Origin of the sequence: Enterobacter cloacae complex sp. IR53030 (assembly GCF_049238365.1) — a bacterium.
Taxonomy (GTDB): Bacteria; Pseudomonadota; Gammaproteobacteria; order Enterobacterales; family Enterobacteriaceae; genus Enterobacter; species Enterobacter kobei.
This window is the reverse complement of sequence record NZ_JBMKHA010000028.1, coordinates 30,079-54,297: the sequence shown is the minus strand read 5'-3', so window position 1 is coordinate 54,297 and position 24,219 is coordinate 30,079. Positions and strand designations below refer to the sequence as shown.

The following is a 24,219-nucleotide window of genomic DNA, read 5'->3' as shown; positions in this document are numbered from 1 at the left end:
ACCTATCGCGTCTCAGCAGTCATTCAGGAGCGCAAATGGGTGTATCTGCACACCGATGCAGAAATCATCCGACTCAGTGACTGCGTGATTGACGTCCTTCTGGACGGTCACGGCAACCCTATCCAGCACTAACCCCCATATTCAACCGATCGGCCTGGCATTAAGCGGGCGGGATCTGCACATCCAAATTTCAGGAGAAACCATGAGCGAAGTAACGGACTTAACTGTCATCGAAATCAAGCCGGAACAGGCGCCAGTGCTTTACGTAGCGGGCGGCCTTGATGCTTATCTCGAGCAAATCCGCCAGGCAGTAAACGAAGTGCCGGACCTGTCCACGAAGAAAGGCCGTGACCGTGTCGCCTCTCTGGCGGCGCAGGTATCCCGCAGCAAGACGGCAATCGAAAAGCCGGGCCGTGAGTACCTGAAGCGTCTGAAAGAGGCTGTGCGTCCCGCTGAGGCCGAAATTAAGCGATTCGTTGATGCCTGTGACGAGCTGCGCGATGCGACCCGGCGCCCACTCACTGAATGGGAAGCCGAGCAGGAACGCATCAAGGCTGAAGAAGCCATGAACGCGATGCACGCCGAAGCGCTGGTGATGAACGAAGAGTTCGACCGTCAGCGCGCCGCGCAGATCGAGGCAGACCACGAAATGGCTCTGCTGATGAATGACAAGTTTGACCGTGACCGCGAAGAGCAGCGCCGCCTGGCGGAACAGGCTCAGCGTGAGCACGAAGAACGCATTAAGCGCGAAGCGGCAGAACAAGCCCGCCGCGATGCCGAAGCGAAGCACAAAGCAGAGATAGAAGCTGCAGCGCGCCGTGAAGCTGAAGAGAAAGCACGTGCAGAGCAGGCTGAACGTCAGCGCATCGAAGCGGAACAGCGTGCGGCACGTGAGAAGCAGGAAGCTGAAGCACGGGCAGAGCGTGAAAAAGCTGCAGCAGTTGAAGCTGAGCGGCTGAAAGCAAAACAGGCAGAAGAAGCCCGCCTGGAGGAAGAGAAGCGAATCGCCTACGAACAGGCAAAGCGTGAAGCTGACGTGAAGCACCGCAAGACAGTCGGCACCAACATCGTTAACGCACTCACCAGCCACACCAGCTTAACCCGCGAACAGGCTATCGAAGTGCTTACCGCTCTGAAAGATGACCTGGTGCCATGCGCGAAAATCCACTACTGAGGCAACCATGAACGCATTCCTCACTTACGACCGCATCGAAGATCGGCGCTGGGTTGATCAGCAGCTCACCGAAGAGAAAGAGAAGTGGGTCGACTACCGGGCACAGCAAATCATCGACATGATGCCGAAAGAGCCTTCCGACCTCTTCCACTTCACGATCCCGATTGACTCCAGCCCATACGAAGGGCTTCGCAGCGATAAAGCTGGCGAGGCCTACAACGATTTCATTTCGGCAGTTGCTTACGCCCAGGCGGAATACGACTGGGAACACCGTACCGGCTGCCCGTTCTAAGGAGTGATTATGAGCTTAACCATTGTTGATTTCGTCAAACAACAGGAGTCGCTTTTCATTAAGGCGGCAACTGACGAGCGGATGGTGTGGGCGAAGGAAAGCCAGTTCGCCATCCAACTATTTCAGAACAACGACTACCTCGCCAAAGTTGCATTCCAGAACCAGACCAGCACGCAGAACGCGATCATCAACGTTGCGGCTATCGGCATTTCGCTCAACCCATCTCAGAAGTTGGCTTACCTGGTTCCGCGTAAAGGGGCTATTTGCCTCGACATCAGTTACATGGGCCTGATGCACATTGCACAGCAGTCTGGCGCCATTAAGTGGTGTCAGTCAGCAATTGTTCGCAGAAACGACCAGTTCCGCCGCGAAGGGCTCGATAAGCCCCCGATCCATATCTACAACGATTTTGATACCGAAGAGCAGCGCGGTGACATCGTAGGCGCGTATCCCTTTTGCCCGGCCCCGCGTCGGGTTCTTTTTTGCCTGGAGACACCCATGAGCGAAATGACCTTAATCGTTCCCAACGACTGGGTAACAGAAGAAAAGCTCGTCGAGATTACCGGCCTTCGCCCGGGCACTATCGAGCGGGCCCGAAAAAAATGCTGGATGGTAGGACGGGAATATCTTCACGTCTCACCGGACGGCGTGCCGAAGAAAAACAGCGAATGCATGTACAACCGTAAAGCTGTCGACCAGTGGGTTGAGAGCATGTCAAAGAAACAGCCGGGTGCGCGCCAATGAAGATCCGTTTATGCTTAGCGGGCTCTTGGACGTCAGGAGGGAATAATGGCTAAGTCAGCATACCCAACAGGCGTGGAGAATCATGGCGGAACGCTCCGCATATGGTTCATCTATAAAGGCAGCCGGGTGCGTGAAAGCCTCGGCGTGCCGGATACACCAAAAAACAGAAAGGTCGCTGGCGAGCTGCGCGCGTCGGTGTGCTTTTCGATTAAGACCGGCAACTTCAACTATGCAGCGCAATTCCCAGACTCGCCTAACCTGAAAAGGTTTGGGGTGGAGAGCAAGGAAATCACCGTGCTGGAGCTGGCGACCAAGTGGCTTGAACTGAAGCGCATGGAGATCAGCACCAACGCTATGTCACGCTATGCGTCTATAGCGCGCAATATGGTGCCCAGGATTGGCGGGGACAGGCTTGTATCTGCGGTGACGCAGGAAGATCTGCTGTTTATCAGAAAGGAATTGCTGACCGGTTATCACACCCTGAAAGCTGGGCAGAAAACTCCGGTTAAAGGCCGCTCGGTCAGAACGGTCAACAACTACATGAAGATAATGGGCGGGATGTTTAAGTTTGCTGCTGACAGCGGGTATGTCAGGGTGAACCCGTTCACCGGGATCGCCATGCTTAAGCGGTCGCGCTGCGAACCTGACCCGCTGACGCGTGAGGAGTTTGTCAGGATGATTAACGCCTGCGCCCACCAGCAACTGAAAAACATGTGGTCTCTTGCCGTCTACACCGGCGTGCGCCACGGCGAACTTGTGTCGCTGGCCTGGGAAGATATCGACCTGAAAGCGGGTACGATGATGATCCGCCGGAACCACACGTTAACGAAGGAGTTCACCCTTCCGAAAACGGAGGCCGGAACGGACCGCATCATTAACCTCATTCAGCCGGCGATTGACGTGCTGAATAGCCAGGCCGAATTAACACGCCTGGGTAAGCAGTATCAGGTTGAGGTGAAACTGCGCGAGTATGGCCGCACTGATGTGCATCCGTGCACGTTCGTGTTCAACCCGCAGATCGCATCACGTAATGGCCGTGCCGGGCATCATTACGCAGTGGGGTCGATTAACCAGTCGTGGGAAGCGGCAATGCGACGCGCCGGGATTCGCTATCGCAGAGCATATCAGTCCCGACACACGTATGCATGCTGGTCTTTGGCTGCCGGTGCTAACCCGAACTTCATCGCGAAGCAAATGGGCCATACCGACGCCCAAATGGTTTATCGGGTGTACGGATCCTGGATGGCTGAAAATAACAAGGACCAGGTACTCATCCTCAACCAGAAATTAAGTGAGTTTGCCCCATCCATGCCCCACGTCGTGGGATCGGATAGTTATTAATTATAAATATCATTAGGTTAGGCAACCTAAACCTGCATGCCCATCACTTCCTGATAAGCCGACACCAGTTTATTCCGCACCTGAATCCCCATCTGGAGGGAAACCGTGGCTTTCTGCAAATCGGCCATCACATCATTCAGCGCCACGCCCGGCTCACCGAGGGTGAATTTCTCCGCCTGGGTACGCGCCGCGGTCTGGGTATCGCTGATACGGTCAAGAGCGGCATGCAGTTGCCCCGCAAAGCTGATGGTCGGCTGTTGTTCTGCCACATTCTGATTACGGGCCGTCATCGCCGTTGCCTGCAACTGACTGATTACCCCTTCAATGCCCTGTATAGCCATGACTCTCCCCTGGATGGTTTTTTACGCGGTCAAGACTAACAGCTTGTCAATAAGATAATGGCGGTAAATAGCGTGAAAAAACCAGGTTATTTGACGCATAGAAAATCCAGAATCATCAAATAATGGCAGGGCCATCAATATGGAACTTTTGTCGTGTTTGCCGACCCGGGAGTCAGTTTTGTTTCTCTACACGAATAACGTAAACCACCAGGATTTAAGAGGTGCGCAATGAGTGCAACAGCATCGACAGCGCCGCAAAATAAATCACTCGAGTGGATGAACCGCCTTCGCGCGAATCCTAAAATCCCGTTGATCGTGGCAGGCGCTGCCGCTATTGCCATCCTTGTAGCGATGGTTTTATGGGCAAAAAGCCCTGATTACCGCACGCTCTATAGCAACCTTTCCGATCAGGATGGCGGTGCCATCGTCACCCAGCTTACCCAGATGAACATCCCTTATCGCTTTGCCGATAACGGCGGTGCCCTTGAGGTGCCTGCTGATAAGGTCCACGAGCTGCGTCTGCGTCTGGCTCAGCAGGGCCTGCCGAAGGGCGGTGCGGTCGGTTTTGAACTGCTGGATCAGGAAAAGTTCGGTATCAGCCAGTTCAGCGAGCAGGTGAACTACCAGCGTGCGCTGGAAGGTGAGCTGGCTCGCACCATTGAAACGTTAGGCCCGGTGAAGAGTGCCCGTGTGCATCTGGCGATGCCTAAGCCTTCTTTATTTGTTCGTGAACAGAAATCCCCTTCAGCTTCCGTGACCGTGAACCTCGAACCTGGCCGCGCGCTGGACGAAGGGCAAATCAGCGCGGTGACGCATCTCGTCTCCAGCGCCGTCGCCGGTCTGCCACCGGGTAACGTGACGGTGGTCGATCAAAGCGGACACCTGCTGACCCAATCCAATACCGCCGGGCGTGACCTGAACGACGCGCAGCTGAAATATGCCGCAGACGTAGAAAACCGTCTCCAGCGTCGCATTGAAGCGATCCTCGGCCCGGTTGTCGGTAACAGCAACGTGCATGCGCAGGTGACCGCGCAGATTGACTTCTCTAATAAAGAACAAACCGAAGAGCAATACAGCCCGAACGGCGATCCGGCTCAGGCGGTGATGCGCTCGCGTCAGATCAACTCCAGCGAACAGGTGGGCGGCGCCTACCCTGGCGGCGTGCCGGGTGCGCTCTCTAACCAGCCAGCTCCGGCAAACGCGGCACCGATTTCCACGCCGCCGGCCAATCAGCAGAACGGTCAGCAAAATAATCAGCAGACCACCTCAACGACCAGTAACGCCGGTCCACGCACCACTAGCCGTAACGAAACCACGAACTACGAAGTGGATCGGACGATCCGCCACACTAAACTCAACGTGGGCGATATTCAGCGTCTCTCTGTTGCGGTGGTGGTGAACTACAAAACGCTGGCGGATGGCAAACCGTTGCCGTTAACCGCCGAGCAGATGAAGCAGATTGAAAACCTGACCCGCGAAGCAATGGGCTACTCCGAGAAGCGTGGCGACACCCTTAACGTGGTGAACTCGCCGTTCAACGCGGTTGAAGAGACCGGCGGTGAACTGCCGTTCTGGCAACAGCAGGCGTTTATCGACCAGCTGATGTCCGCAGGACGCTGGCTGCTGGTGCTGATTGTCGCGTGGCTGCTGTGGCGTAAGGGCGTTCGTCCACAGCTCCAGCGTCGTGCTGAAGCAGAAAAAGCCGCTCGCGAACAGATGTCTACGCGTCAGGAAACGGAAGAAGCGGTTGAAGTTCGCCTCAGCAAAGATGAGCAGATGCAGCAGCGTCGGGCTAACCAGCGCATGGGCGCCGAAGTGATGAGCCAGCGCATTCGCGAAATGTCAGATAACGATCCGCGCGTCGTGGCGCTGGTCATCCGCCAGTGGATGGGTAACGAACATGAGTAATACGCTTACAGGCACCGATAAAAGCGTCATCCTGCTGATGACCATTGGCGAAGACCGCGCGGCAGAGGTGTTTAAGCACCTCTCCCAGCGGGAAGTGCAAATCCTCAGTGCGGCCATGGCCAACGTGCGTCAGATCTCCAATAAACAGCTGACCGAAGTGCTGTCGGAATTTGAGCAGGAAGCCGAACAGTTTGCCGCGCTCAACGTCAACGCCAACGACTACCTGCGCTCCGTCCTGGTCAAAGCGCTGGGCGAAGAGCGTGCCGCCAGCCTGCTGGAAGACATTCTGGAAACGCGCGATACCGCCAGCGGGATCGAAACGCTTAACTTTATGGAGCCGCAGAGTGCCGCCGACCTTATTCGCGACGAGCACCCGCAGATTATCGCCACCATCCTTGTCCACCTCAAACGGGGTCAGGCAGCCGATATTCTGGCCCTGTTCGAAGAGCGTCTGCGTCACGATGTGATGCTGCGTATCGCAACCTTCGGTGGCGTCCAGCCGGCCGCGCTGGCGGAGCTGACCGAAGTACTGAACAACCTGCTCGACGGTCAGAACCTCAAGCGCAGCAAAATGGGCGGCGTGAGAACGGCGGCGGAAATCATCAACCTGATGAAAACGCAGCAGGAAGAAGCGGTTATTACCGCGGTTCGCGAATTCGACGGCGAGCTGGCACAGAAAATTATCGACGAGATGTTCCTGTTCGAAAACCTGGTCGAAGTGGACGATCGCAGCATCCAGCGCCTGCTCCAGGAAGTGGACTCCGAATCGCTGCTTATCGCCCTCAAAGGTGCCGAACAGCCGCTGCGCGAGAAGTTCCTGCGCAACATGTCTCAGCGTGCGGCGGATATCCTGCGCGACGACCTTGCCAACCGCGGTCCGGTTCGTCTGTCTCAGGTGGAGAACGAACAGAAAGCCATCCTGCTTATTGTTCGTCGTCTGGCGGAAACCGGCGAGATGGTGATTGGCAGCGGAGACGACACCTATGTCTAATGAGCTGTCGTGGAAGCGCTGGACGCCAGACGATCTGGCCCCTCCCCTTTCTGAATTCACGCCCGCGAAGGTCTCACCCGCAGAGCCTGACGTCGACCTCGGGCAGCCCGAGCTGAGCGAGGAGGAGCAGCAAGCGCAGATGCTGGCGCAGCTGCAAATGCAGGCGCATGAGCAGGGCTACACTGCCGGTCTGAGTGAAGGCCGCCAGAAAGGTCACGATCTGGGCTATCAGGAAGGTCTGGCGAAAGGATTAGAGCACGGTATCGACCAGGCGCGTCAGCAGCAGGCGCCGATCCACGCCCGCATGCAGCAGCTGGTCAGCGAGTTCCAGCACACGCTGGACGCGCTGGACAGCGTGATTGCGTCCCGTCTGATGCAGATGGCGCTGGAAGCTGCGCGTCAGGTCATTGGCCAGACGCCTGTGGTGGATAACACGGCGCTGATCAAACAGATTCAGGGGCTTTTGCAGCAAGAGCCGCTGTTCAGCGGCAAACCGCAGCTGCGCGTTCACCCGGACGATCTGCAGCGCATTGAAGAGAGTCTAGGGGCAACCCTCAGCCTGCACGGCTGGCGTTTGCGCGGCGATCCGTCGTTACACCACGGCGGCTGCAAAGTCTCTGCCGACGAAGGTGACCTGGATGCCAGCGTCGCCACTCGCTGGCAGGAACTGTGCCGCCTGGCGGCACCGGGAGTCGTCTGATGACCGCACGCCTCACCCGCTGGCTCAACACGCTCGACAACTTTGAGACGAAGATGGCGCAACTGCCATCCGTTCGTCGTTATGGACGACTGACGCGCGCGACCGGTCTGGTACTGGAAGCCACCGGCCTGCAGCTTCCGCTGGGCGCAACCTGTGTGATTGAGCGTCAGGATGGTCAGGAAACGCGTGAAGTCGAAAGCGAAGTGGTTGGGTTTAACGGTCAGCGACTGTTCCTGATGCCGCTTGAAGAGGTGGAAGGTATTCTCCCCGGCGCCCGCGTCTACGCGAAAAACATCAGCGGCGACGGCCTGCAAAGCGGGAAACAGCTGCCGCTTGGTCCGGCCCTGCTCGGCCGCGTGCTCGACGGCAGCGGGAAACCGCTGGATGGCCTGCCCGCGCCGGACACCACCGAAACCGGGGCGTTGATCACCCAGCCGTTTAACCCCCTGCAGCGTACCCCTATCGAGCATGTGCTGGATACCGGCGTACGGCCGATTAACGCCCTGCTCACGGTAGGACGCGGACAACGTATGGGTCTGTTCGCCGGCTCCGGCGTGGGTAAATCGGTCCTGCTCGGCATGATGGCGCGTTATACCCAGGCCGACGTGATCGTCGTTGGGCTGATTGGTGAACGTGGCCGTGAAGTCAAAGATTTCATCGAAAACATTCTGGGTGCGGAAGGCCGGGCCCGTTCAGTGGTAATCGCCGCCCCGGCGGATGTGTCCCCCCTGCTGCGTATGCAGGGTGCCGCCTACGCCACCCGTATTGCCGAAGATTTCCGCGACCGCGGCAAGCACGTGCTGCTGATCATGGACTCCCTCACCCGCTACGCGATGGCGCAGCGTGAAATTGCGCTGGCTATCGGTGAGCCACCGGCCACCAAAGGCTACCCGCCTTCGGTCTTTGCCAAACTTCCTGCGCTGGTTGAACGCGCAGGGAACGGCATCAGCGGCGGTGGCTCCATCACTGCATTTTATACGGTACTGACCGAAGGCGATGACCAGCAGGACCCGATTGCCGACTCCGCGCGCGCCATTCTCGACGGTCATATTGTGTTATCGCGTCGTCTGGCTGAAGCCGGACACTACCCGGCGATTGATATTGAAGCATCCATCAGCCGCGCAATGACGGCGCTGATCACCGAGAAACATTACGCCCGCGTGCGTAACTTTAAACAACTCCTCTCCAGCTTCCAGCGCAACCGCGATCTGGTCAGCGTGGGGGCGTATGCCAAAGGCAGCGATCCTATGCTCGACAAAGCGATTAGCCTGTGGCCGCAGCTGGAGGCGTTTTTACAACAGGGCATTTTTGAACGTGCCGACTGGGAAGATTCAATCCAGGCTCTGGAGCTGATTTTCCCGCAGGTGTAACACAGGTGGAGGGCGAAGGTCATGGCGCAAAACAGCGCGTTATCAACGCTGAAAGATCTGGCTGAAAAAGAAGTCGATGATGCCGCATTGCAGCTTGGCGCAATGCGACGCGGGTGCCAGCAGGCTGAAGAACAGTTGAAGATGTTAATCGACTATCAGCATGAGTATCGCACCAACCTCAATACCGATATGACCCAGGGCATTGGAAGCCAGCGGTGGATTAACTATCAGCAGTTTATCCAGACGCTGGAGAAGGCGATAGAGCAGCACCGCCAGCAGCTTAACCAGTGGACCCAAAAAGTCGATACCGCGCTGAATTTCTGGCGTGAGAAAAAACAGCGGCTGCAGGCCTGGCAAACCTTACAGGACCGGCAGATCGCAGCCGCGACCCTGGCGGAAAACCGTCTGGATCAGAAAAAAATGGATGAGTTTGCCCAGCGCGCATCAATGAGGAAACCGGAATGATCACACTGCAACAACTGCTGATGAGCGACAGCGACCTGTCGGGCGGGATGCAAACAGGGAAAGGCACCGACGGTGCGCAAGACTTTCTCTCCCTGCTGACGGGTGCCCTGACGGACGCGACGGGCAAGGGCAAAGATGCGCCGCTGACCTTGGCTGACCTGAAAGCCGCTGGCAGTAAGCTGTCAAAAGTCGCTCAGGACGCCAAAGGCGATACCGCGCTGCAGGCCAAAATTGCCGACCTGCTCGCGCGTCAGCCAGCCCTGAGTGGCGATGAAACGGCGCAGCTTGCCACGCCTGAAACCCTGATTTCCGGGCTGGTGCCGCTGTCAAAGGGCGATGCCCTGAAAACGCTCAATGCGGCCAACAGCAAGGATGACAGCAAAAGCGAACTGAGCGAAGAAGAGCTGGCCGGATTAAGCGCGCTGATGGCAATGCTGCCGCACCAGCAGACCAGCACGCCTCACGCGGCGGGCAGTAACGGCGTTTCCGCAACCTCAACATTGAGTTCAGCGACGCTTTCGCCAAACGCAGCGGGCCACTCCCCCCTGAACGCGGCAGCGGGAGACCACGATAAGGCGCAGCTTTCCGCACCTTATCAGAGTCAGGCGAAAAACAACGGCCCGGATCTCTCCGCCAATGCGCCAGTCACTCCGGTCGTGGCCGCTGCGGCAGAGAAGCAGGAATTCGCCAGTTCCTCTTCATCATCCTCACCCACGGCTACCCTGGCGCCGATCATGTCCAGTCATGCCACCAGCCAGCCTGCCGCCACCGTTGCCACCGCGCCGGTGTTAAGCCAGCCGCTGGGTACTCACGAATGGCAGCAGTCCCTGAGCCAGCACATCACGCTGTTCACTAAGCAGGGGCAACAGACTGCGGAGCTGCGCCTGCACCCGGAAGATCTGGGCCAGGTGCAAATCTCGCTTAAACTGGATGATAACCAGGCGCAGCTGCAGATGGTCTCGGCACACAGCCACGTGCGCGCGGCGCTGGAAGCGGCACTGCCTGTCCTGCGGACGTCACTGGCAGAGAACGGTATTCAGCTCTCTCAGAGCAGCGTCAGCAGCGAAAGCTTTGCCGGGCAACAGCAATCCTCATCGCAGCAGCATCAGGCTTCACGTTCCGGTCACAACGGCGGATTTAATGAAGAGAGCGAGGAGCTACTGCCCACCCCTGCCGCCCTGCAATCCGCGGCGCGCGGTAACAGCGCCGTAGACATCTTCGCCTAAACGCCAGAGGTAGCGTGATTATCCCCGTCTTTTCCACGCTTTGACGACGGCAGGACACGGGATAATCACCTTATTAAGCTGTACCGAAACAGGAAGCTCGTATCAGATGACAGACTCCGCTATCACCAAAAAAAGTAAGCGTTCCATCTGGATCCCGCTGCTGGTGTTGATCACGCTCGCCGCCTGCGCTACCGCGGGCTATAGTTACTGGCGTATGCAGCAGGAACCTTCAACCGCTGCCGCCAAAGCCGAACCCGCACCGCCGCCGGCGCCGGTCTTTTTCCCTCTGGACACCTTCACCGTTAACCTCGGTGATGCGGATCGTGTGCTGTATGTCGGTATTACGCTGCGCCTGAAGGATGAAGCCACCCGCGCGCGCCTGAATGATTATCTTCCGGAAGTGCGTAGCCGTCTTCTTCTGCTGTTCTCTCGTCAGGACGCCTCCGCGCTGGCCACCGACGTGGGTAAGCAAAAGCTGGTCGACGCCATCAAAGAGACGCTGGCCACCCCGCTGGTAAACGGCCAACCTAAGCAGGAAGTCACTGACGTTCTGTATACAGCCTTCATTCTGCGGTAACGACATGGGCGACAGTATTCTTTCTCAGGCAGAAATCGATGCGCTGCTCAACGGCGACAGCGATAAAAACGATGATCCGCAACCGGGCCTAACGGGTGACGACAATATTCGTCCCTATGATCCGACTACCCAGCGCCGCGTAGTTCGTGAACGTCTGCAGGCGCTGGAGATCATTAACGAACGTTTTGCACGTCAGTTCCGTATGGGGCTGTTCAACCTGTTGCGTCGTAGCCCGGATATCACGGTCGGTGCGATCCGCATTCAGCCGTATCACGAGTTTGCCCGCAACCTGCCGGTGCCAACCAACCTTAACCTGATTCATCTGAAGCCGCTGCGCGGCACCGGTCTGGTCGTGTTTTCGCCAAGCCTGGTGTTCATTGCGGTGGATAACCTGTTCGGCGGCGACGGGCGTTTCCCGACCAAAGTAGAAGGTCGTGAATTCACCCACACCGAACAGCGCGTCATCAACCGCATGCTGAAGCTGGCGCTGGAGTCCTACAGCGACGCGTGGAAAGCGATTAACCCGCTGGAAGTGGAATACGTTCGTTCCGAGATGCAGGTGAAATTTACCAATATCACCACCTCCCCGAACGATATCGTCGTCAACACGCCGTTCCACGTTGAGATCGGTAACCTGACCGGCGAGTTCAATATCTGTCTGCCGTTCAGCATGATTGAACCGCTGCGCGAGCTGCTGGTTAACCCGCCGCTGGAAAACTCACGCAACGAAGATCAGAACTGGCGTGAAAACCTGGTTCGCCAGGTCCAGCACTCACAGCTTGAGCTGGTGGCTAACTTTGCCGACATCTCAATGCGGTTATCCCAGATCCTGAAATTACAACCCGGCGACGTTTTGCCGATAGACAAACCCGACCGCATTATTGCCCATGTGGATGGTGTCCCCGTGCTGACAAGCCAGTACGGCACGATTAACGGTCAGTATGCGTTACGCGTTGAGCACTTGATCAACCCGATTTTGAATTCGCTGAATGAGGAACAGCCCAAATGAGTGACATGAACAATCCGTCCGATGAAAACAGCGGAGCACTGGACGATCTGTGGGCTGACGCGTTAAACGAACAAAAAGCGACCCCAACGAAAAGCGCAGCGGATGCGGTATTCCAGCAACTCGGCGGCGGTGACGTCAGCGGCACGCTGCAGGATATCGACCTGATTATGGACATCCCGGTCAAGCTGACCGTTGAACTGGGACGCACCCGGATGACCATTAAAGAGCTGCTGCGCCTGACGCAGGGTTCCGTCGTGGCCCTTGACGGTCTGGCCGGTGAGCCGCTGGATATTCTGATCAACGGTTATCTGATTGCCCAGGGTGAAGTAGTGGTGGTTGCCGATAAATACGGCGTGCGTATCACGGACATCATCACCCCGTCTGAACGTATGCGTCGTCTGAGCCGATAAGTATGAAAACCCAGGCAACACTATCGCAACCGTCTGCGGTTCCCGGTTCCCCGCTGCTCCAGGTGAGCGGGGCGTTGTTCGGTATTATTGCCTTTATTCTTATCGCCGCCTGGCTGGCGAAGCGTTTTGGTCTGGCGGGTAAAACCGCCGGCACCCGCGGCCTGAAGGTGAGCGCCAGCACCACGCTGGGGCCGCGTGAACGCGTGGTTATCGTCGAGGTGGACGATGCGCGTCTGGTTTTGGGTGTCACCGCCTCGAACATCAACGTATTACATAAACTGCCGCCCGCCCCTGTCACGGTGGAGGAGCGCGCACAAGCCCCTGCGGATTTTCAGTCCGTCATGAAGAGTTTGCTTAAGCGTTCCGGTAGATCCTGATGCGCCGTTTGTTATCCCTTACGCTTGCGGGCATTGGCCTGTTTGCTCCCGCGGTTTATGCGCAACTGCCCGGTCTGGTCTCAACGCCCATTGCCGGTGGCGGTCAGAGCTGGTCGCTCCCGGTGCAGACGCTGGTGTTCATCACCTCGCTGACCTTTATCCCGGCCATCCTGCTGATGATGACCAGCTTCACCCGCATCATTATCGTCTTTGGTCTGCTGCGAAACGCGCTCGGAACCCCTTCCGCGCCGCCAAACCAGGTGCTGCTGGGGCTGGCGCTGTTTTTGACCTTTTTCATTATGTCGCCGGTCATCGATAAGATTTATACCGACGCGTACCAGCCGTTCAGCGAAGATAAAATCTCCATGCAGGAGGCGCTGGATAAAGGCGCACAGCCGCTGCGGGAATTTATGCTGCGCCAGACGCGCGAGGCGGATCTGGCACTCTTTGTCCGCTTGTCCAATACCGGCGAATTGCAGGGGCCGGAAGCGGTACCCATGCGCGTTCTGCTGCCTGCCTACGTCACCAGCGAGCTGAAAACGGCGTTTCAGATTGGCTTTACCATCTTTATTCCGTTCCTGATTATCGACCTGGTGATCGCCAGCGTCCTGATGGCGCTCGGGATGATGATGGTGCCGCCCGCAACCATTGCCCTGCCCTTTAAGATCATGCTCTTTGTACTGGTCGATGGCTGGCAGCTGCTGGTCAGTTCGCTGGCGCAGAGTTTCTACAGTTAAGGAACGGCAATGACACCCGAATCGGTCATGATGATGGGCACGGAAGCGATGAAAATCGCCATTGCCGTTGCCGCTCCCCTGCTGCTTGTCGCGCTGGTTACCGGTCTGATTATCAGTATTCTGCAGGCCGCCACGCAGATTAACGAAATGACGCTGTCCTTCATTCCGAAAATCATCGCCGTATTCGTGGCGATTATCGTGGCCGGGCCGTGGATGCTGAACCTGTTGCTGGACTATATGCGCAACCTGTTTACCAATCTGCCGTACATCATCGGCTGACCTGACGATGCTGCACTTCACCAGCGACCAGTGGGTTCAGTGGCTCGGCGTCTATTTCTGGCCGATGCTGCGCATTCTGGCGCTGATCACCACCGCCCCGATTCTCAGCGAGAAATCGATCCCCAAGCGTGTCAAAGTGGGGCTGGGCATTATCATCACCATCATCGTCGCCCCTTCCCTTCCCCCGGTGGATATTCCGATCTTCTCGGCGAATGCGGTGTGGGTGGCATTACAGCAGGTGATGATTGGCGTTGCCGTAGGCTTTACCATGCAGCTCGCCTTTGCCGCCGTTCGCACGGCCGGGGAACTGATTGGCCTGCAGATGGGCTTATCGTTCGCCACGTTTGTTGACCCCGGCAGCCACCTCAATATGCCGGTGCTGGCGCGCATTATCGATCTGCTCGCCATGCTGCTGTTCCTGTCGTTTAACGGTCATCTGTGGCTTATCTCCATGCTGGTGGATACTTTTCATACGCTGCCGATTGGTGAAAACCCGGTCAACAGCAATGCCTTTCTCGCGCTCACCCGCGCGGCGGGGCTGATCTTCCTTAACGGCCTGATGCTGGCGTTGCCGATTATCACCCTGCTCCTGACCGTCAACCTGGCATTAGGTCTGTTGAACCGCATGGCACCGCAGCTCTCCATCTTTGTGATCGGTTTTCCGCTGACGTTGACGGTCGGAATTTTATTAATGTCATTACTGATGCCCCTTATCGCCCCCTTCTGTGAACACTTATTCGGCGAGATATTCAATCTGTTAGCAGATATTGTCAGCGAGCTGCCACGTAAATAATAGTCCTCACGATTGATATTGTCTTTCTGAGGATATTCCTAAAATAAAACATGAAAAACATCTTCCAGGATATATCTGACGGGGTTTAATTGTTTCTAACCACCTCACAATACTTAATATTTACTTTACTTTAAGAAGATTCCTGGCAAATTATACGTAACTTTACGGGATAGTGAGTCCGCCTGAAAGTCTTTGTCATGCTCACAGGTTTATTATTTTTTTCCATCCCGTATGGCTGTTTTGAGCTCTCAGGCAGATGGTGAATTATCGTTACGCATTGAGTGAGGGTATGCCATGTCAACGATCATTATGGATTTATGCAGCTACACCCGGCTAGGGTTAACCGGGTACCTGGCAAGCAGAGGGGTAAGAAAGAGAGACATCAACGATGCACACACCGTTGACGAACTCGCAGCCGCTTGTGACGAACTAAAACCAGGCGTGGTGTTTATTAATGAGGACTGTTTCATTCACGATCCAGCCAACAGTCAGCACATTAAGCAAATCATTAATCAGCATCCAAAAACTCTGTTTATTGTTTTTATGGCGATCGCGAATATCCATTTCGATGAGTATTTGTTGGTCCGTAAAAATTTATTGATCAGTTCTAAGTCGATTAAGCCCGAGTCGCTGGATGACATTCTGGGTGATTATTTGAATAAAGAAGTTAAAAATGTAGGAGCGGTTAACTTACCCACCCTATCATTAAGCAGGACTGAATCAAGTATGCTGCGAATGTGGATGGCAGGACAAGGAACTATTCAGATCTCTGACCAGATGAATATTAAAGCAAAAACCGTTTCATCACATAAAGGAAATATTAAAAGGAAAATTAAAACGCATAATAAGCAAGTGATCTATCACGTGGTACGTTTGACCGATAATGTGACGAACGGGATTTTCGTCAACATGCGTTAGTGGCTTAAACCCCTTTGCACCCTACCTTTGATCTCTGGCCAGGCCAGAGATTTTTGCTTATGTGGGCGTTGTCGGGCAACCGCAATGCCACCCGACGCTGTGTTACTCCGCTTTTTCGACAAAAATGCCGTCCGGATGCCCCAGTTCATTAAAAAACCAGATGCCGAGCGGGTAGTCTTCCAGTGATACCAGGTACATTGTCCCCTCACTGAACTCTTCAATTGCCAGTACCACCCCCGGGCGGCGCGGCCCACCGTCCGTTTTAACGGTAACCCGATCGTTGACCTTCATACATTCCTCCTCTGGTTTTGAGCCAGTGTAGAACAAAACGCATGCGCTGACATCGCTGACGGATGCGAATGCCGTTTTTGTGTGCGGTCTATACTTAACCGTGGACACGTTTATATGAGGTACCCCGTAATGAAGACCAACAAAGCGTATAGCGACACCATCAAGCGCGAAGTCGAAGTGGATGTCGATGCCCTGCTGGCCGCCATCAATGAGATCAGTGAATCCGAAGTACGTCGTGCAGAGGATGATTCCGAGAGGGTGATGGTGAACGGGAGGGATTACCATACCTACCGCGAACTGGCGGAGGCCTTCGAGCTTGATATTCACGACTTTAGCGTGTCTGAAGCCAATCGTTAGCACGAAAAAAATCCCAGTCATGGGGATGGCCGGGATCAAAACTTGCTTATGCAAGAAGCACTTGAAAATTCGTTACACCAGGAAATCTGATGTACAAACCACACTATCCCCAACGATTTTGTCTGACAAGCATATATTCTTACGGCGAATATAATATTTTTAACATAATCATTTTTGTTATGAGCAATAACGCACGGTGAATGCGGCTTTGGCTGAATCGCGTCTTATAAAGACGGTTTTCCCTTCAGTATTTTTTTAAGAATATTCTTAGGTAGAGGCGCATGCGCTTTCAGGAGTCATCATGCTTTCACTTCAGGGTCCCCTGCTGGTTTTTACCGATCTGGATGGATCGCTTCTGGACATTCATACCTACGAGTGGCAACCCGCGATGCCATGGCTGGACAAACTGCAGGATTATCAGGTGCCGGTGATTCTGTGCAGCAGCAAGGGTGCCGCAGAGATGCTGGATATCCAACAGGATCTGGGTCTGGAGGGGTTACCTTTTATTGCTGAGAACGGCGCGGTCATTCAGCCTGATGTGCGCTGGGAGAGGGGGCTGCGCCAGATTACAGGGATGACGCATCGGGAAATTCATCCGCTTATTGAGCAAATCCGCCAGCAGGCAGGCTTTAAATTCGTCACGTTTGATGACGTGAACGAACGCGTCATCAGCGAATGGACCGGGCTGACGCGCTACCGTGCGGCGCTCGCACGCAAACACGACGCCTCTGTCACGCTCATCTGGCGTGATACCGACGACGCAATGGTCCGCTTTGAAGAGGCGCTGGCGCAAAGGGGTCTGAAATGTTTACAGGGGGCCCGTTTCTGGCACATTCTGGATGCACGCTGCGGTAAAGACGTGGCGGTTAACTGGCTGATTGCGCAGTACCGCGAGCAGGAAGATTTTGTCCCCACCACCCTGGGGCTGGGGGATGGCCCAAACGATGCGCCGCTGCTGGACAGCGTCGACTTCGCCGTGGTGATTAAAAGCATAAACCGCCAGGGCATTACGCTACAAAATGATAGCCCTGAACGGGCTTATCACACGCAGCTGAGCGGTCCCTTAGGCTGGCGGGAAGGGATGGATCACTTTTTCTCCTGATCGCTCCAGCACACCCGGTTACGCCCGCTCTGCTTGGCCTGATACAGCCTGTCGTCCGCGGCAGACTGCAGCTGTTCAAAAACATAGTTCTCTTTTTCCTGCGCGCTGGCGACGCCCAGGGAGGCGCTAATGCGAACAGTCGTGCTCTTTTTCACCAGGATCTCCCTGCTGTTGATGCGTGACCGGATGCGCTCCGCGCCCCTCCTCCCCTCTTCCAGGCTGCTCCCCGGCAGGACCACGCAAAACTCTTCCCCGCCCACGCGCCCGGCAACGTCATTTTTGCGCAGCACGCTGGTAATCAACCCTGCGGCATGGGACAGCACTTTGTCACCCGCCTGATGCCCATACTGGTCATTAATGCATTTGAAATGGTCAAGATCGATCTGGATCACCGTAAACGGCTGACCCTGTTGTCGACAGTTCTCCGCAATCACTTTTGCGCGCTCAAACAGCGCGCCGCGGTTATTCAGACGCGTGAGGGGATCGTGCCAGGCCTGCCACTGCAGGGAGTGCTGGAGGGTGTACATATTGCTGACCATCCTGCGGATGACCAGCCATGAAACAAGCAGCATGGCGGTAAAGAGCGCCCACAGCAGGGCCAGCACAATACTGATACTGCCAAAGTCACCCTGTACGCCTTCGTGCAACGTATGAACGCGTAAGATCACCCCGTCAAAATGATCGAGTCGCTCCCAGCTAATAAAACGGCTTCCAAGGCGTATACCGCCTCGGGTGTCGTGCTCAATCGCGTGAGCAATTTGCGCCGTTTCAACCTCGTCAAAGCGGTTCACCTGACTGCCGTCCACTTCTGACGTGGCAATCATGTTCAGACGCGTGTCATACAGTTGATACTCGCCCTCCGTCCGGTCCTGCGTCGCTTCAGTCAGCAGGCGTTTCATGGTGTGTATGGAGAAATCCATCGCTACCACGCCATACCAGTAATGCTCAAAATAGATGGGCACGCTCGCCGTTATCGTGCGCTCCCCATTGCTCCAGGGCGACGGCGCCGAAATAAACCAGCGCACCGCGCGCGCGCGATTGTGGCGTTCTGAGTGCAAGGTAAACCAGGGTTGAGTCACCAGAAAGTAATAGCGGGCGCTGATATCGTCAGCCATATCAGGCGTGTCTGTCGAAAGATAAAACCCCGCGCGGGAAACGTAGATTATCCGCTCTTCACTTTGCACACCCGACGAGGCCAGGCGCAGTAAATACCCCACTTCCAGCGCGGCAGAGATCTCATTACTGATACGCTCACTATCACGGTTAAGGAGCGTGGATTTTGCAACGAAGGCATCTGACACGCCGTTCAGGGGAAGGGTGCGTTTTTTATCAACGGCCAGCTGCCAGGTTTCATCCGTCCGCACGGCGCTAAAACGAGACACCGCATCGCGCAGGACATCAAACCCCAGGGGGGTCTGTAAGGCATCATGCATACTGGTGCGAAAAAACAGCATTTTGTCCACGCTGTACTGCAGCTGACGGTCCAGCGACGTGGCGACCGTTTCGAGATGGTTACGCTGGCTGGAGATATACGCCTCCTCCAGGACCACCACCTCACGCCAGGTCAGGAGGGTGGAAAAGACAAGGACGACAAGAAAACAGAGATTAACGATTAACCCCGGATTGCTACGCTTATGCAGCCATTGCAGAAAATATTGTTTTACAACAAAGGTATCGCGCTGCACACACACTCCCTGATTACTGCCTTACACCCGGTACATGAGATAAAAACGCCCGGCAAAGCCGGGCGTTATGTGATTAAGCCTTGTCCCGCTTGTGCTGCCCGTCGCCCGGCTGAAGCTCATCTTCACGAAATGCTTCCCGCTTGATGCTATAGCCATCGTGCCACCGACACTCCACCATTCCGCTGGAATAGCCTGTGACAATCATACGTGGGCCACCTTTCTTAGGCTTAACTTCATCACTGACCAAAAAGACCATACCTGCCTCCTGTATCAGGGTGAAACTGTTTCAATTTAGACGAGGAATAGTCTTTTTGCATACCACAACAGGTAACAATTAGTGCGCCGAACCGCGCATTTTCTCGACCAGTTTCACCGCCGCCACCACGATAGCGCCAACGATAAAGCCCAGAACAAGATTAAGCAGCGTCGGCAGAATAGCGGCCACCACGCTCCCCTGCGCCGAGGAGAACTGTTCGATCGCATGGTGCAGCGGAGCAATGCCGTGGACCACAATACCGCCCCCCACCAGGAACATCGCCAGGGTGCCAACCACCGACAAGCTCTTCATCAACCACGGTGCCAGCGTCAGTAAGCTTTTACCGATGCCTTTTGCCACCGCGCTTGATTTCTCCTCCAGCCAGTAGCCGATATCATCCAGCTTCACGATCAATCCGACCAGACCGTACACGCCGACGGTGACCAGAATGGCGATGCCGGAGAGGATCAACACCTGATTGAGCAGCGGCGCATCGGAGACAATGCCCAACGTAATGGCGACGATCTCTGCCGAGAGAATAAAGTCGGTCCGAATGGCGCCTTTGACTTTATCGCGCTCGAAGGTTTTCGGATCCTGCGCGGCCAGCGCGTCCAGACGCTGCTGGCGCATCTCCGGCGTGTCGTTCTGCTTGCGTGCGCTGAAGGAGTGCAGGACTTTCTCCACGCCTTCAAAGCATAAAAATGCCCCGCCAATCATCAGCAACGGCGTGATGGCCCAGGGAATAAATGCACTGATCAGCAGCGCCAGCGGCACCAGGATCACTTTATTCAGAAACGAGCCTTTTGCCACGCCCCACACCACCGGCAGTTCGCGGTTAGCCCGTACACCGCTCACCTGTTGAGCGTTAAGCGATAAATCATCCCCCAGCACACCCGCGGTTTTCTTCGCCGCCAGTTTCCCCATCACGGAAATATCATCCAGTAAGGTGGCAATATCATCCAGCAATGTTAATAAGCTACTTCCTGCCAAAATCGTGATCCTTCTTTTTTTGGTAATTAAGTGAATAGTATGGAGCAAAAGCGCAAACGCGGAAACAGGCACCTCACGTCAACAAAAAATTCACATCAACTACACAATTAAAGGGCTCGCCAGCACGATAGTTTTCGCGTTTACTATCAGCGACCTTTTTATTTCGTCGTGAGGGATTATGCGTTTCCGGCAACTGCTACCGCTCATCGGGGCACTTTTTTCGCTTTATATCATCTGGGGTTCGACCTACTTTGTCATTCGCATCGGCGTGGAAAGCTGGCCGCCGCTGATGATGGCGGGCATTCGTTTCCTCTCGGCGGGCGTGTTGCTGCTGGCCTTTCTGCTGCTGCGCGGTCATAAGCTACCGCCGCTGCGCCCGATGCTCAACGCCGCCCTGATTGGCCTGCTGCTATTGGCGGTAGGGAATGGGTTTGTGACCATTGCCGAGCACCAGAACGTACCGTCGGGGATCGCCGCCGTGGTCGTTGCCACCGTACCGCTGTTTACCCTCTGCTTCAGCCGTCTTTTTGGCATCCGTACCCGCAAGCTGGAATGGCTGGGGATTGGCATCGGCCTGGCGGGCATTATTCTGCTCAACAGCGGCGGTAACCTGAGCGGCAATCCGTGGGGCGCGGTCATTATTCTTATCGGCTCAATGAGCTGGGCGTTTGGTTCGGTATACGGTTCGCGTATCGAACTGCCAACCGGCATGATGGCGGGGGCGATTGAGATGCTTGCCGCGGGGATCGTGCTTCTGATTGCCTCCATGCTGACGGGGGAAAGGCTGACGACCATGCCGGATCTGTCGGGCTTCCTGGCGGTCGGGTATCTGGCGCTGTTTGGTTCGCTCATTGCAATCAATGCCTACATGTTCCTGATCCGCAATGTCTCTCCGGCGGTTGCCACCAGCTATGCCTACGTCAACCCGGTCGTGGCCGTGCTGCTCGGTACCGGGCTCGGCGGGGAAACGCTCTCTCCGGTTGAGTGGTTAGCATTAGGGGTGATTGTTTTTGCCGTCGTGCTGGTGACGCTGGGCAAATATTTACTGCCGGCGAAGCCCGTGATTACGCCTTGCGGGGTGGAGAAACCGTAAGCGCGTGGATCCCCTGTGTGTCGATCTGCGCGGTGTGTCCGCCGCCGCAGATCCACTCTTCCAGCCGTTCGCGCAGATCGGCATCGTTCAGTTTTAGCCGCCCTCTCAGCGCACACTCCCAGACGATCAGCACGCGCCAGCCCTGCGCGATAAGCGTGGTGAGATCCCGCGCGTCGCGCGCAACGTTCTTGCCAATCTTCTCCAGCCAGAAATCGGTGCGCGTTGCCGGAACTTTAAACAGGTAACAGTCGTGATGATGCCAGAAACAGCCGTGGGTAAAGATAATGCACTGATACGCGTCGATGACGAAATCCGGTCGCCCCGCCAGCGCGGCATCCTGCACGCGGAAATCAAACCCCGCCTGCGTCAACAGCCCGGCCAGACGCTTTTCAATGACGGTATCACGCGTGCCGATGGCACGCATGTTTTTGCTGCGCGTTGCCTTATCGTGAACGTCCGTCACTGACGGCCTCACTCTGGCGGAGTGCCGCCGCCTGCCGGATACGTGAGGCCAGCAGTTTTGCCACCGCCGTAAAGGCGGGCACCACCACCGAGTTACCAAACTGACGGTATGCCTGAGTGTCCGACACCGGAATACGGAAACTGTAGCCTTGGGGCGTTTCAAAGCCCATCAGCCGGGCACATTCCCGTGGCGTGAGGCGTCGTGGACGGTGGAGCTGGTTTTGCGGATCGTCGAAATCCCTCTCGCCCAGCGCTTTATCCCAGCCTCTGTCGATCAGGATTTCCGCGCCGTCTTTATAATAACGGGCGGACAAGGTGCGGGTCACGCTGTGCGGATCGTGAGGATTAACCATGCCAAATCCGAAGCCGTTGCCTTTTGCCTGATGCTTTTTGGCATAGCGGTAGAGGTATTTCCACAGAACGGGCGTAAGGATAAATTTCGCGTCGACCACAGGCTCCAGCAGGTCGGCGACGGTTGGACGACGCTCGGGATACAGAGACGGGATATCCCGCAGGGTAAAATCTCCCTTCAGATTGAGATCGCGGCGGAAGCCGACCAGCACAATGCGCTCGCGATGCTGGGGCAGGAAATGTTTCCCGTCAATGATTTTTGGGTCATCCGCGCCCATATCCTCAGAATCGGCCACGTCGTAACCCAGCTCATCCAGGGTTTGCATAATAATGCGGAAAGTTTTTCCGCCGTCATGGCTCTTTAAGTTTTTGACGTTTTCCAGCACAAAAATGGCCGGACGGCGGGCGTCAATGATGCGGGCCACATCAAAAAACAGCGTTCCCTGCGTATCGCAGGCGAAACCGTGGGCGCGTCCGAGGGCATTCTTTTTCGATACGCCGGCCAGCGAGAAAGGCTGGCAGGGGAAGCCAGCCAGCAGCACGTCGTGCGCCGGGATCGTCTGACGAATATGCCCGGCGGCCTGTTCATCCGTGACGCCGCTTTTATGGCTCAGGGTGACATCACGGATATCGGCGTTGAAGTGATGTTCGTGCGGATCGCAGTACCAGTTCGCTTTATAGGTGCGTACCGCATGTTTGTTCCACTCGCTGGTAAACACGCACTGACCGCCGATGGCTTCAAAACCGTGCCGGATCCCACCGATACCGGCGAACAGATCGATAAAGCGGAATGCATAGTCCGGGTGCGCGGCAGAGGGACGCGGAAGCAGGTTTTGCAGATAACGAAACTCACCGTCGCTCAGGCGGCGCCCTGCCCGCTCGCTGGTCAGCAGTCGCTTAAGGATGGCCGGGCTCCAGTGGCTCTCACCGTGCGCTATCAGCTGGTTCGCCAGCGTTTTGACATCATAAATATCCAGCAGCTGGCGCAGTAATGCCTGCACCGTTGCCGTTGATTTCTCAGCCTGCTCTGGCGCGGGCCCTGTCACTGATCGATTTTCCTGCATTCTTTTAACCGGAGAATAAAGACTGGGAACAGATTACCACAGTTCAGTTGGGCAAACTGCGACAGAAGCGGTGCTGAATCTGGCTATCCAGCCCGATGCAGTCGCCCTGTAATTCGGCACTGAGTTTCGCCATAAAGTGAACGAGAAAATCGGCGTTATGTTGCGCGAGCTCGCGCCCGACGTCGGTTTGCATTGTATCAGGCAAGCGCAGCAGCTTAGTCTGAAAATGATCGAGGGCAAATGCCCGGTCATCCAGCGAGCGCGCATCGGCAAAGGGATCTTCCGCGTCAAACAGTGCCACGCCCAGCGCCCCCGAGACGGCAAACACGCGCGCCAGGCCAATCGCGCCCAGCGCTTCGAGACGATCGGCGTCCTGGACAATTTTGGCCTCGATACTTTGCGGCGCAATACCCGCGCTGAAACTGTGCGCCTCGATGGCATGCTCCACGGCGGCAAAGCGATCCGGCGGAAAGTCCGGGAAATCGCGGTGCAGAATGTCCCGCGTTTTGCGCGCCGCCAGACACGATGACTGACTGCGTTCAGGATGATTTTTCGGCAGGCTAACGATGTCGTGAAAATAGCAGGCGGTCAGGACCACCAGCGGATCGGCCTGATGATGAATCATTATTTTGCGGGCCGTCATCCAGACGCGTCGGAAGTGCGAAATATCATGCGCACTGTCTTCGCTGGCGTGATGTTCATCAAGCCAGGATTCAAAACGCTGCTGCCACTGTATGGGTTCCATCATTCTATCCTGTGACGAAAACAGGCTATGGATTATAACACAGCCGAATTAAATGATTTAAAAAATAGAAATGAGAAATACTTAATAATAATTATGCGCAATGTATTCAGTTCATTAATTCACATGAAAAATAATGAGAGCTTTAGAAATATTTTGCAATATTTTTACCGA

The 24,219-nt window shown here is 55.8% G+C and carries 28 protein-coding genes and 3 pseudogenes; 23 read left to right on the top strand and 8 right to left on the bottom strand.

From position 1 onward, the window contains the following. The 6 genes and pseudogenes from ACOTXR_RS22130 to ACOTXR_RS22105 form a co-directional block, all read left to right on the top strand. A pseudogene (locus tag ACOTXR_RS22130) lies at nt 1–132 on the top strand (cell division protein FtsZ); the annotation flags it as partial. A gap of 70 nt (nt 133–202) precedes the next feature. Further along, complete coding sequence (locus ACOTXR_RS22125; RefSeq protein ID WP_222834582.1) at nt 203–1,174, top strand: hypothetical protein; 972 nt, start codon at nt 203–205, stop codon at nt 1,172–1,174. A 7-nt stretch (nt 1,175–1,181) separates the two neighbouring features. Beyond that, nucleotides 1,182–1,466, top strand: coding sequence for a host nuclease inhibitor GamL (gene gamL / locus ACOTXR_RS22120; protein ID WP_222834583.1), 285 nt, complete (start codon nt 1,182–1,184; stop codon nt 1,464–1,466). 9 nt (nt 1,467–1,475) lie between these two features. Further along, nucleotides 1,476–1,904, top strand: a pseudogene (locus ACOTXR_RS22115) (recombinase RecT); the annotation flags it as partial. 60 nt (nt 1,905–1,964) lie between these two features. Then, on the top strand, nt 1,965–2,210 hold the full coding sequence (locus ACOTXR_RS22110) for an excisionase family protein (RefSeq protein WP_014070846.1): 246 nt from the start codon (nt 1,965–1,967) through the stop codon (nt 2,208–2,210). Between the two features lie 45 nt (nt 2,211–2,255). Beyond that, entirely contained in the window at nt 2,256–3,551 is a 1,296-nt protein-coding gene (locus ACOTXR_RS22105; RefSeq protein WP_200923622.1) for a tyrosine-type recombinase/integrase, read from the top strand. Nucleotides 3,552–3,577: 26 nt separating this feature from the next. Here ACOTXR_RS22105 and fliE read toward each other — a convergent pair whose 3' ends face one another. Further along, the gene (gene fliE, locus ACOTXR_RS22100; protein ID WP_014884391.1) at nt 3,578–3,892 is read right to left on the bottom strand and encodes a flagellar hook-basal body complex protein FliE; all 315 of its coding nucleotides are present in this window, start codon (nt 3,890–3,892) and stop codon (nt 3,578–3,580) included. Nucleotides 3,893–4,120: 228 nt separating this feature from the next. On the opposite strand from fliE, the gene fliF reads away from it, so the two are divergent. The 14 genes and pseudogenes from fliF (at nt 4,121) to rcsA (ending at nt 15,652) form a co-directional block, all read left to right on the top strand. After that, nucleotides 4,121–5,800: a flagellar basal-body MS-ring/collar protein FliF gene (gene fliF, locus ACOTXR_RS22095; RefSeq protein WP_014884392.1), complete on the top strand. Its 1,680-nt coding sequence runs from the start codon at nt 4,121–4,123 to the stop codon at nt 5,798–5,800. After that, the gene (gene fliG, locus ACOTXR_RS22090) at nt 5,793–6,791 is read left to right on the top strand and encodes a flagellar motor switch protein FliG (protein WP_008500327.1); all 999 of its coding nucleotides are present in this window, start codon (nt 5,793–5,795) and stop codon (nt 6,789–6,791) included. Before fliF ends, fliG begins: the two co-directional genes overlap by 8 nt. After that, the gene (fliH, locus tag ACOTXR_RS22085; protein ID WP_058691015.1) at nt 6,784–7,491 is read left to right on the top strand and encodes a flagellar assembly protein FliH; all 708 of its coding nucleotides are present in this window, start codon (nt 6,784–6,786) and stop codon (nt 7,489–7,491) included. The genes fliG and fliH overlap by 8 nt, the downstream gene beginning before the upstream one ends. Beyond that, on the top strand, nt 7,491–8,861 hold the full coding sequence (fliI, locus tag ACOTXR_RS22080; RefSeq protein ID WP_014884394.1) for a flagellar protein export ATPase FliI: 1,371 nt from the start codon (nt 7,491–7,493) through the stop codon (nt 8,859–8,861). The genes fliH and fliI overlap by 1 nt, the downstream gene beginning before the upstream one ends. A 21-nt stretch (nt 8,862–8,882) precedes the next feature. Continuing rightward, nucleotides 8,883–9,326 carry a flagellar export protein FliJ gene (gene fliJ / locus ACOTXR_RS22075; protein WP_014884395.1) on the top strand — a complete coding sequence of 148 codons (444 nt, stop codon included), beginning with the start codon at nt 8,883–8,885 and terminating at the stop codon, nt 9,324–9,326. Further along, nucleotides 9,323–10,552 (top strand): flagellar hook length control protein FliK, encoded by a 1,230-nt coding sequence (gene fliK, locus ACOTXR_RS22070; protein ID WP_023337481.1) that lies wholly within the window; start codon nt 9,323–9,325, stop codon nt 10,550–10,552. Before fliJ ends, fliK begins: the two co-directional genes overlap by 4 nt. Nucleotides 10,553–10,658: 106 nt before the next feature. Beyond that, nucleotides 10,659–11,129 (top strand): flagellar basal body-associated protein FliL, encoded by a 471-nt coding sequence (gene fliL / locus ACOTXR_RS22065; RefSeq protein WP_014884397.1) that lies wholly within the window; start codon nt 10,659–10,661, stop codon nt 11,127–11,129. A gap of 4 nt (nt 11,130–11,133) precedes the next feature. Continuing rightward, nucleotides 11,134–12,138 (top strand): flagellar motor switch protein FliM, encoded by a 1,005-nt coding sequence (gene fliM / locus ACOTXR_RS22060; protein ID WP_421767116.1) that lies wholly within the window; start codon nt 11,134–11,136, stop codon nt 12,136–12,138. Beyond that, a complete protein-coding gene (fliN, locus tag ACOTXR_RS22055) occupies nt 12,135–12,548 on the top strand; it encodes a flagellar motor switch protein FliN (protein ID WP_014884399.1) in 414 nt (137 codons plus the stop codon). The genes fliM and fliN overlap by 4 nt, the downstream gene beginning before the upstream one ends. A 2-nt stretch (nt 12,549–12,550) precedes the next feature. Beyond that, on the top strand, nt 12,551–12,925 hold the full coding sequence (gene fliO / locus ACOTXR_RS22050) for a flagellar biosynthetic protein FliO (protein ID WP_014884400.1): 375 nt from the start codon (nt 12,551–12,553) through the stop codon (nt 12,923–12,925). Further along, entirely contained in the window at nt 12,925–13,662 is a 738-nt protein-coding gene (fliP, locus tag ACOTXR_RS22045) for a flagellar type III secretion system pore protein FliP (protein ID WP_014884401.1), read from the top strand. The genes fliO and fliP overlap by 1 nt, the downstream gene beginning before the upstream one ends. Before the next feature lie 9 nt (nt 13,663–13,671). After that, nucleotides 13,672–13,941: a flagellar biosynthesis protein FliQ gene (gene fliQ / locus ACOTXR_RS22040; RefSeq protein ID WP_008500315.1), complete on the top strand. Its 270-nt coding sequence runs from the start codon at nt 13,672–13,674 to the stop codon at nt 13,939–13,941. Between the two features lie 7 nt (nt 13,942–13,948). Then, nucleotides 13,949–14,750: pseudogene (gene fliR, locus ACOTXR_RS22035) on the top strand (flagellar biosynthetic protein FliR). Nucleotides 14,751–15,028: 278 nt separating this feature from the next. Then, nucleotides 15,029–15,652, top strand: coding sequence for a transcriptional regulator RcsA (rcsA, locus tag ACOTXR_RS22030; RefSeq protein ID WP_008500313.1), 624 nt, complete (start codon nt 15,029–15,031; stop codon nt 15,650–15,652). A gap of 102 nt (nt 15,653–15,754) precedes the next feature. On the opposite strand, the gene dsrB is transcribed toward rcsA, so the two are convergent. Further along, nucleotides 15,755–15,943 carry a protein DsrB gene (dsrB, locus tag ACOTXR_RS22025; protein WP_013097741.1) on the bottom strand — a complete coding sequence of 63 codons (189 nt, stop codon included), beginning with the start codon at nt 15,941–15,943 and terminating at the stop codon, nt 15,755–15,757. A gap of 129 nt (nt 15,944–16,072) precedes the next feature. On the opposite strand from dsrB, the gene yodD reads away from it, so the two are divergent. Beyond that, nucleotides 16,073–16,300 carry a YodD family peroxide/acid resistance protein gene (gene yodD, locus ACOTXR_RS22020; protein WP_014884403.1) on the top strand — a complete coding sequence of 76 codons (228 nt, stop codon included), beginning with the start codon at nt 16,073–16,075 and terminating at the stop codon, nt 16,298–16,300. Nucleotides 16,301–16,601: 301 nt separating this feature from the next. Further along, nucleotides 16,602–17,402: a mannosyl-3-phosphoglycerate phosphatase-related protein gene (locus tag ACOTXR_RS22015; protein WP_058691047.1), complete on the top strand. Its 801-nt coding sequence runs from the start codon at nt 16,602–16,604 to the stop codon at nt 17,400–17,402. Here ACOTXR_RS22015 and dgcQ read toward each other — a convergent pair. The 3 genes from dgcQ to ACOTXR_RS22000 all read right to left on the bottom strand — a co-directional run bounded on the left by dgcQ (nt 17,387) and on the right by ACOTXR_RS22000 (nt 20,336). Beyond that, entirely contained in the window at nt 17,387–19,087 is a 1,701-nt protein-coding gene (gene dgcQ / locus ACOTXR_RS22010; protein WP_058691048.1) for a cellulose biosynthesis regulator diguanylate cyclase DgcQ, read from the bottom strand. The genes ACOTXR_RS22015 and dgcQ overlap by 16 nt on opposite strands. 73 nt (nt 19,088–19,160) lie before the next feature. Next, nucleotides 19,161–19,343 (bottom strand): YodC family protein, encoded by a 183-nt coding sequence (locus ACOTXR_RS22005; protein WP_008500307.1) that lies wholly within the window; start codon nt 19,341–19,343, stop codon nt 19,161–19,163. A gap of 78 nt (nt 19,344–19,421) precedes the next feature. Further along, nucleotides 19,422–20,336, bottom strand: coding sequence for a DUF808 domain-containing protein (locus ACOTXR_RS22000; protein WP_349675070.1), 915 nt, complete (start codon nt 20,334–20,336; stop codon nt 19,422–19,424). 175 nt (nt 20,337–20,511) lie between these two features. Here ACOTXR_RS22000 and yedA point away from each other — a divergent pair, with 175 nt between their 5' ends. After that, entirely contained in the window at nt 20,512–21,426 is a 915-nt protein-coding gene (gene yedA, locus ACOTXR_RS21995; RefSeq protein ID WP_045281542.1) for a drug/metabolite exporter YedA, read from the top strand. Here yedA and ACOTXR_RS21990 read toward each other — a convergent pair. The 3 genes from ACOTXR_RS21990 to ACOTXR_RS21980 all read right to left on the bottom strand — a co-directional run bounded on the left by ACOTXR_RS21990 (nt 21,398) and on the right by ACOTXR_RS21980 (nt 24,048). Beyond that, nucleotides 21,398–21,889, bottom strand: a complete 492-nt coding sequence (locus tag ACOTXR_RS21990; RefSeq protein WP_058691049.1) for a very short patch repair endonuclease — start codon at nt 21,887–21,889, stop codon at nt 21,398–21,400. The genes yedA and ACOTXR_RS21990 overlap by 29 nt on opposite strands. Beyond that, on the bottom strand, nt 21,870–23,285 hold the full coding sequence (locus ACOTXR_RS21985) for a DNA cytosine methyltransferase (protein ID WP_058691050.1): 1,416 nt from the start codon (nt 23,283–23,285) through the stop codon (nt 21,870–21,872). Before ACOTXR_RS21985 ends, ACOTXR_RS21990 begins: the two co-directional genes overlap by 20 nt. Before the next feature lie 61 nt (nt 23,286–23,346). Continuing rightward, nucleotides 23,347–24,048, bottom strand: a complete 702-nt coding sequence (locus ACOTXR_RS21980) for a phosphohydrolase (protein WP_058691051.1) — start codon at nt 24,046–24,048, stop codon at nt 23,347–23,349. Nucleotides 24,049–24,219 lie beyond the last annotated feature (171 nt).

Bases quoted from the DNA above. Each gene is read 5' to 3' on its own strand.
- ACOTXR_RS22125 (WP_222834582.1), top strand. From the start codon at position 203: ATGAGCGAAGTAACGGACTTAACTGTCATCGAAATCAAGCCGGAACAG.
- gamL (WP_222834583.1), top strand. From the start codon at position 1,182: ATGAACGCATTCCTCACTTACGACCGCATCGAAGATCGGCGCTGGGTT.
- ACOTXR_RS22110 (WP_014070846.1), top strand. From the start codon at position 1,965: ATGAGCGAAATGACCTTAATCGTTCCCAACGACTGGGTAACAGAAGAA.
- ACOTXR_RS22105 (WP_200923622.1), top strand. From the start codon at position 2,256: ATGGCTAAGTCAGCATACCCAACAGGCGTGGAGAATCATGGCGGAACG.
- fliE (WP_014884391.1), bottom strand. From the start codon at position 3,892: ATGGCTATACAGGGCATTGAAGGGGTAATCAGTCAGTTGCAGGCAACG.
- fliF (WP_014884392.1), top strand. From the start codon at position 4,121: ATGAGTGCAACAGCATCGACAGCGCCGCAAAATAAATCACTCGAGTGG.
- fliG (WP_008500327.1), top strand. From the start codon at position 5,793: ATGAGTAATACGCTTACAGGCACCGATAAAAGCGTCATCCTGCTGATG.
- fliH (WP_058691015.1), top strand. From the start codon at position 6,784: ATGTCTAATGAGCTGTCGTGGAAGCGCTGGACGCCAGACGATCTGGCC.
- fliI (WP_014884394.1), top strand. From the start codon at position 7,491: ATGACCGCACGCCTCACCCGCTGGCTCAACACGCTCGACAACTTTGAG.
- fliJ (WP_014884395.1), top strand. From the start codon at position 8,883: ATGGCGCAAAACAGCGCGTTATCAACGCTGAAAGATCTGGCTGAAAAA.
- fliK (WP_023337481.1), top strand. From the start codon at position 9,323: ATGATCACACTGCAACAACTGCTGATGAGCGACAGCGACCTGTCGGGC.
- fliL (WP_014884397.1), top strand. From the start codon at position 10,659: ATGACAGACTCCGCTATCACCAAAAAAAGTAAGCGTTCCATCTGGATC.
- fliM (WP_421767116.1), top strand. From the start codon at position 11,134: ATGGGCGACAGTATTCTTTCTCAGGCAGAAATCGATGCGCTGCTCAAC.
- fliN (WP_014884399.1), top strand. From the start codon at position 12,135: ATGAGTGACATGAACAATCCGTCCGATGAAAACAGCGGAGCACTGGAC.
- fliO (WP_014884400.1), top strand. From the start codon at position 12,551: ATGAAAACCCAGGCAACACTATCGCAACCGTCTGCGGTTCCCGGTTCC.
- fliP (WP_014884401.1), top strand. From the start codon at position 12,925: ATGCGCCGTTTGTTATCCCTTACGCTTGCGGGCATTGGCCTGTTTGCT.
- fliQ (WP_008500315.1), top strand. From the start codon at position 13,672: ATGACACCCGAATCGGTCATGATGATGGGCACGGAAGCGATGAAAATC.
- rcsA (WP_008500313.1), top strand. From the start codon at position 15,029: ATGTCAACGATCATTATGGATTTATGCAGCTACACCCGGCTAGGGTTA.
- dsrB (WP_013097741.1), bottom strand. From the start codon at position 15,943: ATGAAGGTCAACGATCGGGTTACCGTTAAAACGGACGGTGGGCCGCGC.
- yodD (WP_014884403.1), top strand. From the start codon at position 16,073: ATGAAGACCAACAAAGCGTATAGCGACACCATCAAGCGCGAAGTCGAA.
- ACOTXR_RS22015 (WP_058691047.1), top strand. From the start codon at position 16,602: ATGCTTTCACTTCAGGGTCCCCTGCTGGTTTTTACCGATCTGGATGGA.
- ACOTXR_RS22005 (WP_008500307.1), bottom strand. From the start codon at position 19,343: ATGGTCTTTTTGGTCAGTGATGAAGTTAAGCCTAAGAAAGGTGGCCCA.
- yedA (WP_045281542.1), top strand. From the start codon at position 20,512: ATGCGTTTCCGGCAACTGCTACCGCTCATCGGGGCACTTTTTTCGCTT.
- ACOTXR_RS21980 (WP_058691051.1), bottom strand. From the start codon at position 24,048: ATGGAACCCATACAGTGGCAGCAGCGTTTTGAATCCTGGCTTGATGAA.